The organism is Paenibacillus lautus, assembly GCF_050482385.1.
In the GTDB taxonomy this organism is placed as follows: domain Bacteria; phylum Bacillota; class Bacilli; order Paenibacillales; family Paenibacillaceae; genus Paenibacillus_AQ; species Paenibacillus_AQ lautus_B.
Genome location: NZ_JBCNHV010000005.1, coordinates 206,237 through 220,727, shown reverse-complemented (window position 1 = coordinate 220,727; position 14,491 = coordinate 206,237). Strand labels below are relative to the sequence as shown.

15 protein-coding genes, 1 pseudogene and 1 riboswitch are annotated in these 14,491 nt (G+C 48.7%); of the genes and pseudogenes, 12 read left to right on the top strand and 4 right to left on the bottom strand.

Annotation, left to right across the window (positions count from 1 at the left end):
- Positions 1–3: 3 nt before the first annotated feature.
- Both ABEW73_RS08670 and ABEW73_RS08665 read left to right on the top strand, forming a co-directional pair.
- Positions 4–972, top strand: a complete 969-nt coding sequence (locus ABEW73_RS08670) for an ABC transporter permease (RefSeq protein WP_430164244.1) — start codon at positions 4–6, stop codon at positions 970–972.
- 117 nt (positions 973–1,089) lie between these two features.
- Positions 1,090–2,106 (top strand): ABC transporter substrate-binding protein, encoded by a 1,017-nt coding sequence (locus ABEW73_RS08665; RefSeq protein WP_430164241.1) that lies wholly within the window; start codon positions 1,090–1,092, stop codon positions 2,104–2,106.
- 223 nt (positions 2,107–2,329) lie between these two features.
- Here the strand turns inward: ABEW73_RS08665 and ABEW73_RS08660 are convergent, their stop codons facing one another.
- On the bottom strand, positions 2,330–2,875 hold the full coding sequence (locus ABEW73_RS08660; protein WP_430164238.1) for a phosphotransferase-like protein: 546 nt from the start codon (positions 2,873–2,875) through the stop codon (positions 2,330–2,332).
- Positions 2,876–3,268: 393 nt separating this feature from the next.
- Between ABEW73_RS08660 and hxlA the strand changes: the two genes are divergently transcribed.
- The 3 genes from hxlA to ABEW73_RS08645 all read left to right on the top strand — a co-directional run bounded on the left by hxlA (position 3,269) and on the right by ABEW73_RS08645 (position 4,972).
- Positions 3,269–3,901: a 3-hexulose-6-phosphate synthase gene (hxlA, locus tag ABEW73_RS08655; protein WP_430164235.1), complete on the top strand. Its 633-nt coding sequence runs from the start codon at positions 3,269–3,271 to the stop codon at positions 3,899–3,901.
- A 6-nt stretch (positions 3,902–3,907) separates the two neighbouring features.
- Entirely contained in the window at positions 3,908–4,471 is a 564-nt protein-coding gene (hxlB, locus tag ABEW73_RS08650; protein WP_430164232.1) for a 6-phospho-3-hexuloisomerase, read from the top strand.
- 84 nt (positions 4,472–4,555) lie between these two features.
- A complete protein-coding gene (locus tag ABEW73_RS08645; protein WP_430164230.1) occupies positions 4,556–4,972 on the top strand; it encodes a winged helix-turn-helix transcriptional regulator in 417 nt (138 codons plus the stop codon).
- A 128-nt stretch (positions 4,973–5,100) separates the two neighbouring features.
- Here ABEW73_RS08645 and ABEW73_RS08640 read toward each other — a convergent pair whose 3' ends face one another.
- From ABEW73_RS08640 to ABEW73_RS08630, 3 genes are read right to left on the bottom strand one after another with little or no spacing between them, the layout of a single operon-like run.
- Positions 5,101–5,607: an SRPBCC family protein gene (locus tag ABEW73_RS08640; RefSeq protein WP_430164227.1), complete on the bottom strand. Its 507-nt coding sequence runs from the start codon at positions 5,605–5,607 to the stop codon at positions 5,101–5,103.
- A 33-nt stretch (positions 5,608–5,640) separates the two neighbouring features.
- The gene (locus tag ABEW73_RS08635; protein WP_430164225.1) at positions 5,641–5,958 is read right to left on the bottom strand and encodes an ArsR/SmtB family transcription factor; all 318 of its coding nucleotides are present in this window, start codon (positions 5,956–5,958) and stop codon (positions 5,641–5,643) included.
- A gap of 24 nt (positions 5,959–5,982) precedes the next feature.
- Positions 5,983–6,321, bottom strand: a complete 339-nt coding sequence (locus tag ABEW73_RS08630) for a DUF1801 domain-containing protein (RefSeq protein WP_430164222.1) — start codon at positions 6,319–6,321, stop codon at positions 5,983–5,985.
- Positions 6,322–6,492: 171 nt separating this feature from the next.
- On the opposite strand from ABEW73_RS08630, the gene ABEW73_RS08625 reads away from it, so the two are divergent.
- The 7 genes and pseudogenes from ABEW73_RS08625 (at position 6,493) to ABEW73_RS08595 (ending at position 14,398) form a co-directional block, all read left to right on the top strand.
- Positions 6,493–6,858, top strand: a complete 366-nt coding sequence (locus ABEW73_RS08625; RefSeq protein WP_430164220.1) for a hypothetical protein — start codon at positions 6,493–6,495, stop codon at positions 6,856–6,858.
- Between the two features lie 234 nt (positions 6,859–7,092).
- Positions 7,093–8,301, top strand: coding sequence for a GTP-binding protein (locus ABEW73_RS08620; RefSeq protein WP_430164217.1), 1,209 nt, complete (start codon positions 7,093–7,095; stop codon positions 8,299–8,301).
- A 353-nt stretch (positions 8,302–8,654) separates the two neighbouring features.
- Complete coding sequence (locus ABEW73_RS08615; protein WP_090908448.1) at positions 8,655–8,906, top strand: YolD-like family protein; 252 nt, start codon at positions 8,655–8,657, stop codon at positions 8,904–8,906.
- A gap of 109 nt (positions 8,907–9,015) precedes the next feature.
- Positions 9,016–9,095: riboswitch (ZMP/ZTP riboswitch) on the top strand.
- A gap of 64 nt (positions 9,096–9,159) precedes the next feature.
- Positions 9,160–10,008: a bifunctional 5,10-methylenetetrahydrofolate dehydrogenase/5,10-methenyltetrahydrofolate cyclohydrolase gene (locus ABEW73_RS08610; protein ID WP_430164214.1), complete on the top strand. Its 849-nt coding sequence runs from the start codon at positions 9,160–9,162 to the stop codon at positions 10,006–10,008.
- Between the two features lie 296 nt (positions 10,009–10,304).
- Complete coding sequence (locus ABEW73_RS08605; RefSeq protein WP_430164211.1) at positions 10,305–11,297, top strand: LacI family DNA-binding transcriptional regulator; 993 nt, start codon at positions 10,305–10,307, stop codon at positions 11,295–11,297.
- 181 nt (positions 11,298–11,478) lie between these two features.
- On the top strand, positions 11,479–12,981 hold the full coding sequence (locus ABEW73_RS08600; protein ID WP_430164208.1) for a glycoside hydrolase family 32 protein: 1,503 nt from the start codon (positions 11,479–11,481) through the stop codon (positions 12,979–12,981).
- A pseudogene (locus tag ABEW73_RS08595) lies at positions 12,978–14,398 on the top strand (sucrose-specific PTS transporter subunit IIBC). Before ABEW73_RS08600 ends, ABEW73_RS08595 begins: the two are co-directional and overlap by 4 nt.
- Positions 14,399–14,491 lie beyond the last annotated feature (93 nt).

Here is a 14,491-nt window from a genome sequence, read left to right as displayed (position 1 = left end):
CAGATGAACATTCAAATCAAATCGGGCGCGCTTCAGCAAGTGCTGGCCCTAGCCAGCTTGGTCGTTCTCATTCTATTCTTTACGTTCTCATCCAGCAATTTCTTTCAGTTCTCCAATATTGTGGGCATTCTTCTCTCGACCGCGGTAATCGGCGTGCTGGCCTTGGGATCTACCTTTGTCATCATTACCGGCGGTATTGATCTGTCGGTCGGGACGGTCATGACCCTGAGCGGCGTTATGACCGGCGTATGCATAACCTTCTGGGGATTACCGGTTCCGGTCGGCATCCTTGGCGGCATATTGACGGGCGCCCTGTGCGGGCTTCTGTCCGGGACGGCGGTAGCGAAAATGAAGATCCCGCCTTTTATCGCTACGCTGGCCATGATGATGATCGCCAAAGGACTGGCACTGATTATCTCCGGAGCCAAGCCGGTCTATTTTAACGAAGCCGAAAACTTTGCCGAGGTGTCACAAGGCAGCGTACTTGGCTGGCTGATACCGGGCCTCGATATTCCGAACGCGGTCGTTATTTTCTTCATTGCGGCGGTTGTGGGCTACCTCATCTTATCGAAGACCATCATTGGGCGGTATAACTTTGCCCTGGGCAGCAACGAAGAGGCGACCCGATTGTCCGGTGTCCATGTGAGCTTCTGGAAAATCGTCATCTACACCCTAACCGGCGCCTTTACCGGCTTGGCCGGCGTCATGATGGCATCGAGGCTGAACTCGGCCAATCCAGCGCTGGGTGCCGGGTATGAGCTGGAGGCCATCGCGGCGGTCGTGATCGGAGGCACTTCGCTCAGCGGAGGGAAGGGGACCATCATCGGGACGGTTATCGGCGCTTTGATCATGAGCGTGCTGACGAATGGATTACGCATTCTGTCCGTGCCGCAGGAGTGGCAAACCGTTGTCGTAGGGTTCGTTATCATACTCGCGGTGTATGCGGATATTTTGCGCAGACGCAAAGCGTAAGCCCTTGGTTAGAGCTGCGTTCCGCGCTGAGTTAGCCGAATGTTAACGGGTTAGAAGCTTCCTTGGATGGAAGTTCTATAGATGTACTATTTTGATAAACAAGGGGAGATTGAGATTATGAAAAAGCTTTCCGTATTGGCTCTGATTCTCATGCTGACTGCAAGTATGCTGGCGGCTTGCGGTTCATCGGGCAAGAACGCTGCTGGGACCGACAGTCCAAACGAGGGCGGATCCGGCTCTGGTTCCGGTTCGGCAGCCGAAGGGGAAATCTACATTCCGATCATTTCCAAAGGCTTTCAGCACCAGTTCTGGCAGGCGGTAAAAGCCGGTGCCGAGCAAGCTGGAGAAGAGCTTGGCGTACGGATTACCTTTGAAGGACCGGAGACGGAATCTCAAGTGGATAAGCAGATCGAAATGCTGCAGGCTGCTTTCGATAAGAAGCCAAGCGCGATCGGCTTTGCGGCACTGGATAGCCAGGCCTCCATTCCCTATTTGAAAAAAGCCCAGGAAAACAACATCCCTGTCATCGCCTTCGATTCTGGCGTGGAAAGCGACATTCCGGTAACGACCGCATCAACGGACAATATGGCTGCATCCGCGCTTGCGGCGGATAAAATGGCGGAGCTCATCGGGAATGAAGGCAAAATTGCGATGGTGGTCCATGACCAGACCAGCGTAACCGGGGTTAGCCGCCGCGACGGCTTCAAGAAGCAGATCGAAGAGAAGTATCCGAATATCGAAATCGTTGACATCCAGTACGGAGGCGGGGACCACCTGAAGTCGACGGACCTGGCCAAAGCGATGATGCAGGCGCATCCGGATTTGAAAGGGATATTCGGCGCGAATGAAGGCTCAGCGGTCGGCGTCATTAATGCGGTAACGGAGATGAAGAAGGAAGGTCAGATTATCGTTGTCGGTTTCGATTCCGGAAAAGCGCAGATTGACGCGATCAAGAACGGAACGATGGCGGGAGCCATCACGCAAAATCCGGTCGGCATCGGATATGAGACGGTAAAAGCCGCTGTGGCGGCCATCAAAGGGGAGAAGGTCGAACCGCAGATCGATACGGGATTTTACTGGTATGACAAAAACAATATCGATAGCGACGAGATCAAAGCCGTCATTTACGAGTAAACTGAAATGAAGGGGAGCCTTATATGGGGCTCCCCTAAACGTGACACCCGCTTATGCGGATGCCACCTCCATATTCTGAATCAATTCGTTCAGCCTCCTTTCCGATCATTTGGTCCAGCCGGACAACTATATTTAACCACAGCCGGAGGCGGGATAGAAGTGAATAAACAGGCTTAATTGTTTTTTACCAGGAAGTCTTGTCATGAATGATACCGGGTATATGTTAACGGATTTTCCCCTCATCCCAAATCCGTTTCCAAATCTCTTCAATGGTCTCCTCAGGAGAAAAATCGGAGGTATCCAACCACAGGCCGATCCTTGGCGTTTCGTCAGTCAACCGCCGGTTCAACTCGTGGATGGTCCATACCCCGTAGCCTTTTTTGTCACGTATCTGCTCTCGGGCGCTAATGGCATTCTCGGATGGGTTTAGCACAACGACGAAAACCGGAAGGCCGTTTAGCATTTCGGTTATTTGGTGCAGCGCCGGGCCGAGAATGACATCCTGCAGAACGACATGAAAACCGGCTTCAGCATAGGTTCTGGCAGTGGAGGCGGATAGCCGATACCGTAATGCAAGCTGCCTCTCCGCCTCAAGGGAAGCATCCGGAAGCATTTCTTCTCTGCCCCTGACTATCATTTTCCGAAACGAGTCCCCTCGCAAATGGACTCCTCGTTCAAACTTCTCCGCTAGAAGCTGAGCTATCGACGACTTACCAGAGGCCATGACCCCAGTAACGACGATAACGGCTGGTTGACGTAAATGTGACATCGCGTTGCCTCCAATTTTATAGGATTGCAAATGAAGGGGAGCCCTATATGGGGCTCCCCTAAACGTGACACCCGCTTATGCGGATGCCACCTCCATATTCTGAATCAATTCGTTCAGCCTCCTTTCCAATCATTTTGTCCGGCCTGACAACTATATTAAACCATAGCCAGATGTCAGTCGAAAGTGAACAAACAGGCTTAATTGTTTTTTACCAGCTTGTTGGAGACAGTATCCATTGCTAATTAAACGGAGTCCATAACCCCTTATCCCTCGTATTACTTACCTCCACGTAAGTATCTCACTTATAAGTACGTACTTCCGTAAAGTAAACTGTTTATTCTACAATGATCGTGTAGTCATTAACCAATACACTCATAAGGAGAGATTGACAATATGGAACTTCAATTGGCATTGGATTTGGTGAATATTCCGGAAGCAAAAGAAGTCGTGGCGGAGGTAGCCGAGTTTATCGATATCGTGGAGATTGGCACGCCGGTTGTCATTAACGAAGGGCTTCATGCCGTCAAAGCGATTAAAGAGGCGTTCCCGCATCTGCGCGTGCTGGCCGACCTTAAAATTATGGATGCCGGCGGTTATGAAGTGATGAAGGCATCCGAAGCCGGTGCGGATATCATTACGGTGCTTGGCGTATCCGACGATTCCACGATCAAAGGCGCGGTAGCGGAAGCCCTCAAGCAAGGTAAGCAAGTGATGGTGGATATGATCAATGTAAAGGACATTGAAGGCAGGGCACAGGAGATTGATGCTTTCGGCGTGGATTACATCTGCGTTCATTCCGGCTACGACCACCAGGCGGAAGGCAAAAACTCATTCGAGGAATTGGCGGCGATCAAACGTGTCGTGAAACAAGCCAAAACTGCCGTTGCGGGCGGAATTAAAATGGAGACGCTCCCTGAGGTGATTCAGGCGAATCCAGATCTCGTCATCGTCGGCGGCGGAATTACAAGCCAAACCGACAAGAAGGCCACAGCGGCTCAAATGAACGAACTTGTGAAGCAGGCATAAATCACCATGAGTCATAACATCTTTCAACATGCATCCGTCATTGTCAAGGAGTTATCGGAATCCGTACAGCAGGTGGATGCTGGCCAGATCGAGGAGTTGATTGCACGGATCGTGCAATCCGACGCCATTTTCTTAGCGGGTGGCGGCAGATCTGGTCTAATGATCCGAGCTTTTGCCATGCGGTTAATGCAGATGGGGTATAAGGTTCATATCGTGGGCGATACGGTAACTCCGGCCATCGGAGCGCGTGATCTGCTTCTTATCGGTTCAGGCTCCGGCGAAACGCAAGGATTGGTATCCATGGCTCGGAAAGCCAAAGAAATCGGGTCCGCCGTTGCGGTCGTAACCGTGAGACCCGAATCGAGTATCGGTAAGCTGTCGGATGCCATGGTTCAGCTTCCGGGCACAACGAAGGAGCAGAATCAGGATACTCTCGTCACCGTTCAACCGATGGCTTCATTATTTGAGCAAACGATGCTGATCGTTTTGGATGCCGTCATCTTGAGATTGATGGAGATGAGGGAACTTCACTCGGAAAATATGTTTGGGCTGCATGCCAATTTGGAATAATAGGCCAAGGTCTGGGTAAAGATGCCGTTTTGATGATATGCCCGCACCCGTTGTATACTATAGGGCAAGAAGGGGTGATGCATTATGGCAAACGAGGTCAAGCAGCGAATTAATCTGAAGGAAATAAACTGCCATAAGGAGTTAACCCTGGCGGTCATCGGCGGCAAATGGAAACTGATCATCCTATGGCATCTTGGCTTGGAGGGCGTTAAACGCTTCGGTGAGCTGAATCGGATGATCCCTCATATCACGCAAAAAATGCTGACCAACCAGCTTCGTGAACTGGAGGAAGATCAGCTCGTTCATCGTGTGGTTTATCCCGAGGTTCCGCCTCGAGTCGAATACTCGCTCACGCCCTACGGGGAGAGTCTTATGCCGATCTTGAAATTGATGTACGATTGGGGAAAAGATTACGGCGAACAGGTTATCTGGAAAGACGGCGAGTTGCCTGAGAATAAAGAGAATGAACAGGCAAAGGAGCAAGCAGTCGCACAGAAGTAGTAATTTTTTTTGAACAATGGTTATGAATGTATGGGCAAGTCGAGCGCGATGATGCTGAGCTCTGAAGAATAAAAAGGCGAACCTGTTGGTTCGCCTTCGCTGGTTTGAGCTTCCTTGATCCAATGTATTTATTGCTGGCTCTCAAGGTATTCATCGAGTTGATCAAATGTACCGCCAAATCCCTGTTTCACCATTGGAGCCATATCATCAAAAGCTGCTTGTTCTTCTGCAGTTGCGTTGACAGGGCCACCCTGCATAGTCAGAGTAGTTTTTCCATCGGTTTCTTCAAGTGTGATGATATTCATAATTTCAAGTGGCCAGTTTGCGTTAAAAGGTGCACGAACAGTGTTACCTTTTTCATCAGAGAATGATTGGATAAATACCAGTTTCTCAGGAACTATTACTTCTTGATATACAAATTTACCCCACATGGCCTGGGTACCATCTGGCGACTTCTGACAACCTAAGAACATACCACCTGGACGTACATCCATTCTAATAACATCTAGTGAAAACCCTTGAGGCCCCCACCATTTACCGAAGTGTTCTGGATCCGTCCAAACTTTAAAAACCAGTTCTCGAGGGGCATTGAAAACGCGGGTTAGAAGTAAGCCACTTTTGCTTTGCTCGGTCATTTGAATTCCTCCTAATATGAAAGGTTGCGGCTGCTACCCATTCTTTTGTAACTTGTCTAAATAATCCTCAAGTTGATCAAAGCGCTTTTCCCACATGCTGCGGAACGAATCCAACCATTCGTCCATCTCTTGAAGCGGTTCAGGTCGTAGTCTATATATTCGTCGATTCGCCTCCGCCTGAACTTCTACCATTCCTGCTTCATGCAATATCTTTAAATGTTTGGAAGTCTGTGGTTGCCGGATTTTAAGACGATCAGCAACCTGATTGACAGTTAAGGGACCGTCTCGTAATAGTTCGACAATCTGCAATCGGTTAGGTTCGGCTAGTGCGTTCAATGTTGTCTGTTTCATATGACCTTACCCCCGATCTTGTTATTACAACGAACTTGATGCTTGAACTAATAGTTTTGCTAGCAGTTCATAGTCTGGTGTATCATCTTTTCGAATTTTAAGCCATTTTCGTTCGGGAGGACCATCGAAATTTTTGGGGATTTCTAGATTTGTTGTGTTCATGATCATAAAGGCGATTGCATCTTTTGATGGTGAAATTACAGCTGCATACTGCCCGTTCTTTAGAAAATGTGGCTTTTTGTACTGAATCCGTTCTTCTACCTCCGGAATTGCTTCTTGGACCATGTGTCGAAGCTTTTTGCTGACGTCTACTTGCCAAGGCAAACTAAGGTTTTCGATGAACGAAACTACTTCTTGGCTCATCTCTTGCCCTCCTTTATTTGTAAAGATTAACCAACGGTCGGTTACAATATACCATAATGGGAATATTCTTGTAAAGGAATATTATGAAACGAATCTTACCTTCCTTAATGGGTAAGCAACTGAACATAATTTGACCATAAGGTGAGCACAATTTGAGAGTGGTTTAGCGGTATGTTGCGCATCCATGGTCGTTTTACCGTAATACTATGTAAGGATAGAAAAGGCGAGAATGACACGCACGGCTGCATGAATGCGACATACAACCGTGGCGTAAATCTTCTCGCCTTACGTTTTTCGTTATTAATTATTAATACTGCTCTTCTTCTCTCCTCATTTGGTAGTGATGGTGATAGTGGTGATGGTGATGATGATGGATCATATGATGGCCTGATGGATAACTATATGGATGAAGATGGGGGTGATGCTCATGACCGTGACCATGATGATGACCATGATGATAAGGCTCAGGTTCTCTTTGTTGAGTTTCTTGAAGGTTATAGTTTTGTTGATTCATCGAATTTCTCCTTTTCGTCTTGAGATAATTCATATTATGTATACAAACGATTAGTGACACTTGACCATAAGAAAATGGGCTACCAGGATAATTGAAAATGGTGAGGAAATAAATCTCCGGTACCTAAGTGCCGGAGGTTTATTTTGCTGGCCGGATCATTTTCTGCGCGGAAGGATTGACAATTCGCTGAAGGAGATATATCATCATACCGTATAAATCGTAATAATTACGATTAATGAATGGAGGAAGTTCAGTAGATGAATAACAACAATAAGATTCCGGTTACTGTTCTCAGTGGTTACCTCGGATCAGGCAAAACGACCGTGCTGAATCATGTGCTTCATAATCGCGATGGATTGAAGGTTGCGGTCATTGTGAACGACATGAGCGAGGTGAATATTGACGCGGATTTGGTTCGAGGGGAAGGGAGCCTGTCCCGAACGGATGAGAAGCTGGTCGAAATGTCCAATGGCTGCATCTGCTGCACCCTCCGGGAAGACCTGGTGCAGGAAGTTCAGAAGCTAGCACAAGAAAACCGTTTTGACTATATTCTCATTGAATCTACGGGTATCAGCGAGCCCGTGCCCGTTGCGCAGACCTTTGTCTATCCGGATGAGGTATCCGGCGTACAGCTGTCCGACCTTGCCCGGCTGGATTGCATGGTGACGGTTGTGGACGCGAACCGATTCTGGAAAGACTTCTCTTCGGGCCAAAGCCTGCTCGATCGGAAGGAAGCGCTGGGCGAAGAGGATACGCGGGAAGTCGTGGATCTGTTGATCGACCAGGTTGAGACCTGTGATGTGCTGCTGTTGAACAAATGTGATCTGGTAAGCGAAGACGAATTGGCCAAGGTGGAAGGTATACTTCATAAGCTTCAGCCAAGCGCCAAAATCATACGTACCGTGAAAGGACAAGTCGCACCTGCGGAAATTCTGAATACCGGTCTATTCGATTTTGAGAAGGCCAGTCAGGCCCCAGGCTGGATTCAGGAGCTTCAGAAGGAAGAGCATGTGCCAGAAACGGATGAGTACGGCATCAGCTCTTTTGTTTATCGGAGAAGAAGACCGTTTCATCCGGAGCGGCTGGCAGCATTCATGAGTTATTGGCCGGAAGAGGTCGTACGCGCGAAAGGGATCGCTTGGCTGGCTGTGCTTGAGGATGTTGCGGCAAGTCTAAGTCAAGCGGGTCCTTCGATTCAGTTCGGGCCAGCTGGATATTGGGTGGCTGCTTTAACCGAGCAGGAGCAGCAGGAGCTGATTCAAAGTGAGCCGGATGTGCAGCGAAAATGGGATGGCGTCTGGGGGGATCGGATGACCGAACTCGTGATGATCGGGATTGGGATGGAACAGTCACTAATCGAGCAGGAGCTGGACGATTGTCTGTTGACCGATCAGGAAATGCAGCTGGATTGGTCGACGTTTAACAATCCGCTGCCTTGGATGGCCATCGAAGAGCTATCACTGTAAGGCTATATTTTTTTGATTGGAATTAATCGTAATGTTTACGAATATATAAGTGGCCACTTGAGTGGCTTTACAGGTTTTTTAGAATATAATCCCCTTTGCGTAGACAGTGCTGTAGAAGAGCGCTACAGTTTACTCAAAGGGGATTTTTGTCATGGAAAGTTCAAAAAAAGAAAATCTGTAGTGTATCGCTTCGGCTGGTTAAATCAATTCAAGTCCAGAGCGCCTACTTTGTATTTGTTGTATAATAGGAAGAATAGGAAGAAGATTCCCAATTTATAGTTTCGATGATAGCTTTATCGTATTTCAGAATGTAATGCTGACGCATGAGCAACATCAATCAGGAGGACAAGGTTATGGCAAAAGCAAAGGTTCCAAAGAGACCCACTAGAGATGAGTTTGTACTGGAAGAGCTCGGAAATCAGCTTACGGAAGCTTACCAGGAGGAATCGGTTATCGTGCTGACGGTCTGGGGATGGGAAGAGGCGGTCCGCGGACAAATCGATCAAATGGACTCCCGAACAGGGAAGGTACATATGAAACAGAATGGCGTCATTACGAAGGTTCCTTTTATGGACATTATGGAAGTGAATTATCCGAGGGACTAATCAGAATCATATGTGATTCCAGCAAATGAATCAAAGAGATTGCGATCTAAAGCGGTCAGCTTCATACTCGGTAGCGCGATGTCCAAAGTCGTGGTATATTTAAAAAAAGTTATCTATGTGTTACTGGCGTAGCTTGGGGTACCAAGAGGGAGCACATAGGATCATATGCCGTACGCCTGGGCAAGAGGTAAGGAGACGATCAGTCGCCTTGCCTCTTTATGTTTTTAATACAATGGCGAAGGAGCGGATTAGCATGAGGAAGGAACCCGTAATTTTAGATGGAAAAAAGGTATCCGACGATATCAAGGCCAAGCTGGCTGTAAAGGTACAGGAATTGAAGTTGCATGGGATAACGCCTTGTCTGGCAACGATTTTGGTTGGGGATGATCCTGCTTCAGCGACCTATGTGCGGATGAAGGGAAATGCTTGCGAGCGGCTTGGCATCATATCCAGAAAAGTGGTGCTGGAGACATCGACAACGACAGAGGAGCTGATTGCCGCGATTCAAGAGCTGAACGAGGATCCGAATGTCCACGGTATTCTGCTGCAGCATCCGGTACCGCATCATATCGATGAACGGGCGGCTTTTGATGCCATTGACATTAAAAAAGACGTGGATGGAGTAACCACGCTAGGTTTCTCGCAAAATGCGTTTGATTTTGCCGATTACCCGTCTTGTACGCCTGCTGCGATTATTGCGATTATGGATTATTATGACCTGCCGATCGAAGGGAAGCATGCCGTGGTGGTCGGACGCAGTCCGATTCTGGGCAAGCCGGTATCGATGATGCTGCTCAATCGCAATGCTACCGTTACGATCTGCCACTCGAGAACGAAGAACCTCGGGGAGATTGTGTCTCAGGGAGATATCGTAGTTGCGGCCGTAGGCAAACCTAATTTCATACAAGGGGACTGGATCAAGCCGGGTGCCGTTGTTTTGGATGCCGGCTACAATAAAGGAAATATCGGCGACTGCGATTATGAAGCCTGCGCGAAGGTGGCATCTGCGATTACACCGGTACCTGCCGGTGTAGGCCCCGTTACGATTGCTACATTGCTGAAGCATACCGTCGAATCGGCTGAGCGAACCGTGCAAGGCTAAGGGACAGCCACAGACTATTTGCATATGAATTAAGAGGGCGCCCATGAATAATCCCCTTCGAATCGCTTCATTTCATGAAAGAGTGTGGAACATGGAAGAGATATGGCTCCAGTAATGATAGGCTTGGAGTCTGCATTTCACGGATCGCTGGACGTCATGGTATAGTTAGGAAAAAGCAAAATCGAAGGGGAGAGATTCATGGACAAACAACTCATTTCCAGTTGTGCTGCCCAACAAGGAGCTGTGGACGATAATCTGTTCGTTGCAGCGCCGCAAGTGGCTCCCGGGAGCACCGAATGAAGAACACGATTGCAGATATTGCCAAAAAAGCCGGAGTTGCCAAAAGCACGGTCTCCCGTTTCTTAAACGGAGGTTCTGTCAGTAATGCAACACGCCGTAAGATAGAGCTGGTCATTCAGGAAACCGGTTATATTCCGAATTCGTTTGCACAGAGCTTGAAAGCGAAAAAAACCAGCATGATCGGTACCATTGTGCCGCGTCTGGATTCATTCTCAGCATCACAGACCGTTGCCGGCATGGATGAAGAATTAAGAAAACACGGTTATCAACTTCTCATTATTAATGCAAGCCAGGACTTATCCAGGGAGATTGAAGCGCTGTATGATCTCGCCAGACAAAAAATTTCTGGCATTATTTTATTCGCCACTCAGGTGACGGAAACGCATCTTGCAGCGATTAAAGAGATCGGCATCCCAGTCATCCTGCTCGGACAACAGCATAAGGATGTCCACAGCATGATATATAACGACTATGCCGCAGGTTATGACATGGGCCGATATGTGCTGTCCATGGGACACCGTCATATAGCTTATATCGGCGTGACGGAAAAAGACGTTGCTGTCGGAGTTCAGCGGAAGGAAGGGTTTCTGAAGGCGTTAAGCGAGTATGACGAGGTGGAGGCGGTTCTCTATGAGAGTGGGTTTAAGATGTCGGATGGTGTAAAGACCGCATTGTCCATTTTTGAGTTGAACCGAACGCTGCCAACTGCAATGGTCTGCGCTACCGACAACATCGCGTTAGGTGTTATGAAAGCGGCTCATATGAAGGGCATCCAGATCCCCAACGAACTCTCCGTTACCGGATTTGGCGGATACGACGTTACCGAGGTAATTCATCCCGGATTGACAACGGTTAAATATGGATATTCCCAAGCGGGCCACCTCGCCGCTCAGCATATCATAAAGCTGGTCAACGACGAGCCTGTGGATTTCCTGACGGTCATGAATTGCGATATGATTCATCGGGAAAGCGTTGACAATCTAAATTAGGTATTTTATACTGAAAAAAACGGAACCGGTTCCAATACTGCTTTTGCTTGGTATTGGAGCTGAGTTCATTATTTTTAACCCTCTTTGGAACCGGTTCCGTTATAAATGGGTTAGGCTGATGTTCACGCATAGCATGATCAGTTTGTTTTTTTGAGAAAGCCTATATACAAGGAGAAGAGACATGGACAGAGAACGGAAATACCGACGCCTGGATCAGGCCTCTCCTGAAGAGATTGCCTCCTTGAAGGAGCAAGCGAAACGAAGCGAATGGAGGCAGAGGTTTCACATACAGCCCATCATGGGCTTGCTGAATGACCCCAACGGATTTTCTTATTATAGCGGGAAATACCACTTGTTTTATCAATGGTTTCCTCTGGGCACGTTTCACGGCCTGAAATACTGGTACCATACCTCCTCCACGGACTTGGTGCACTGGCAAAACAAAGGCATCGCCATTGAGCCCGGGTACTCGCATGATGCATATGGCGCCTATTCGGGAAGCGGGATCGTGAAAGACGACAAACTGTATCTGATGTATACCGGGAATACCCGGGATGAGGAATGGAACAGGCATTCTTGTCAATGCATGGCCGTGATGGACCGTGTTGGCACCATCACGAAGCTCGATAAGCCGCTGATTGACCGTGTGCCGGACGGATATACCGAGCATTTCCGGGATCCGAAGGTATGGAAAGACGAAGACCTGTTCCGGTTCGTCATCGGCGCCCAAAGGGACGATCAAACAGGAACGGCTGTCGTGTATGAATCACCGGATTTGCTGGATTGGTCATGCAAAGGGGAAATCCAGACCCGTCTTGAACATTTCGGCTATATGTGGGAATGCCCCGATTATTTTGAACTGGAAGGACAGGGCGTGCTGCTGTTTTCGCCGCAGGGGCTGAGTCCGCAAGGCGACGAATTCCGGAACGTTTACCAATCCGGCTACATCGCGGGCAAGCCGCTGGATCGGGGGACACTGGAGTTTGAACACGGCTCCTTTTACGAGCTGGACAGAGGTTTTGATTTCTACGCACCGCAGACCATGCTGGATGAGAAGGACCGGCGCATCATGGTAGGCTGGATGGGTTTGCCGGAGGTCGTTTATCCAACCGACTCGCATGGCTGGGCGCATTGTTTGACTCTTCCGCGTGTGCTCGCTTTCCGTGAGGGCAAGCTGATTCAGCAGCCGGTTCCCGAGTTGGAAATTCTTCGTGGGACAGCCATGGAAGCAGCGGATACGCTATACAGCGAGGTGAAGAGTTATACAGGTGTTGAAGGGACCGTATTCGAGATGATATGCGAGTTCCATGCGATCGAAGCGGATGTTGTTGGCATTGAATTTCGAGCCGGCGAAACGGAGCGCACAATTATCTGGTATGACGCTGTCAGGCAGAAGGTTACACTGGATCGCTCATCATCGGGTGCAATAATTGTGAGTGATTACGGAACGACACGAACCTGCATGCTGCATAACAAAGGAGACTCGATCAAATTCCATCTCTTTGTGGATATTTCTTCGGCAGAAGTGTTCGTCAATGATGGCCAAGAGGTGTTTACGAGTCGGATATTTCCCAAGCAGGACAGCCGTCATATTCGATTTTTCGCAAAAAACGGCAGCACCGGCTTGAAGGTCACGAAGTGGGATCTTGCCCAAGCCGTAAAAGATATAGAAGGGGATGAATGAACATGGCAGCGGATCATCGGAAAATTGCAAGGCAGGTAGTGGAAGCCATCGGTGGCAGGGAGAACATCGCTTCCTTTGCTCACTGTGCTACGAGACTCCGAATTATGGTTCACGATCAGAAGAAGATAGACCAGAAGAAGGTCGAGAATATCGATAAGGTCAAAGGCGCTTTTTTCAACTCCGGCCAATATCAGATCATTTTCGGAACAGGAACCGTTAATCAGATTTTTGAAGCGGTTGAATCGCTTGGGCTGGAGAGCACAAGCAAGGATGAGTTGAAATCCGAGGCGAAAAAATCAGGAAATCCGTTTCAGCGGGCGATTCGTACGTTCGGAGACGTGTTTGTGCCGATTATCCCGATATTGGTCGCCACCGGTTTGTTCATGGGATTACGTGGATTATTGACGCAAGAAACCGTTCTGGCCTGGTTTGGAGCGGTACCGGATGATATCTCGCCTAATTTTTTGCTTTTCACCCAGGTACTTACGGATACGGCTTTTGCTTTCTTGCCAGCATTGGTGGCATGGTCCGCATTCCGGGTGTTCGGAGGCAGCCCCGTGCTCGGTATCGTGCTGGGTTTGATGCTGGTTAACCCGGCTCTTCCCAACGCTTACAGCGTGGCGAACGGTTCGGCCGAAGCACTCATGCTCTTCGATTTCATTCCGGTTGTCGGATATCAGGGCTCGGTCCTGCCAGCCTTCTTCATCGGACTCCTTGGCGCGAAATTCGAGAGATTTTTGAGAAAACGCATTCCTGAAGCAATTGATTTGATCGTTACGCCATTTTTAACCCTGCTCGTTATGATCATCCTTGGTCTGTTCGCAATCGGACCCGTGTTCCACTCCCTGGAAGAGGTCGTGATGAACGTGACGACCTTCTGCTGGAGCTGCCGTTCGGCATTGCGGGTCTTGTGATTGGCTTCTTCAACCAGATCATTGTGGTCACCGGTGTGCATCATATTTTTAACTTCCTTGAAATTCAGCTTCTTGAGAAGACGGGAAGCAATCCGTTTAATGCGATCGTGACAAGTGCCATGGCAGCGCAAGGCGCAGCTTGTCTCGCTGTCGGACTTAAGACGAGAAACAAAAAACTAAAGGCGTTATCCCTGCCATCCGCATTCTCGGCGATGCTGGGAATATCGGAGCCGGCGATCTTCGGAGTCAACCTCCGTTACGTCAGACCGTTTGTTATCGCCCTGATCGGCGGTGGCGTGGGCGGTTTCATGGCTTCCATCTTCCAGCTTGAGGCTACGGGTATGGCGATTACCGTTATTCCCGGTACGCTCTTATACTTGAACAGTCAGCTTCCACTTTACATTTTGTGCAACTTAACAGCTATGGCTCTAACTTTTGTGCTGACTTGGCTGTTCGGATTTAATGATAAAATGCTCGACGAGGTTCGCTCGGAAGCGAAATAAAGACCACAGAAGAAGTCCGTCTGTTATAGGCGGACTCTTTGTCGTTAGATAAGAAAATTACAGCAAATACACGAAATGTTAATGCAGATAGGT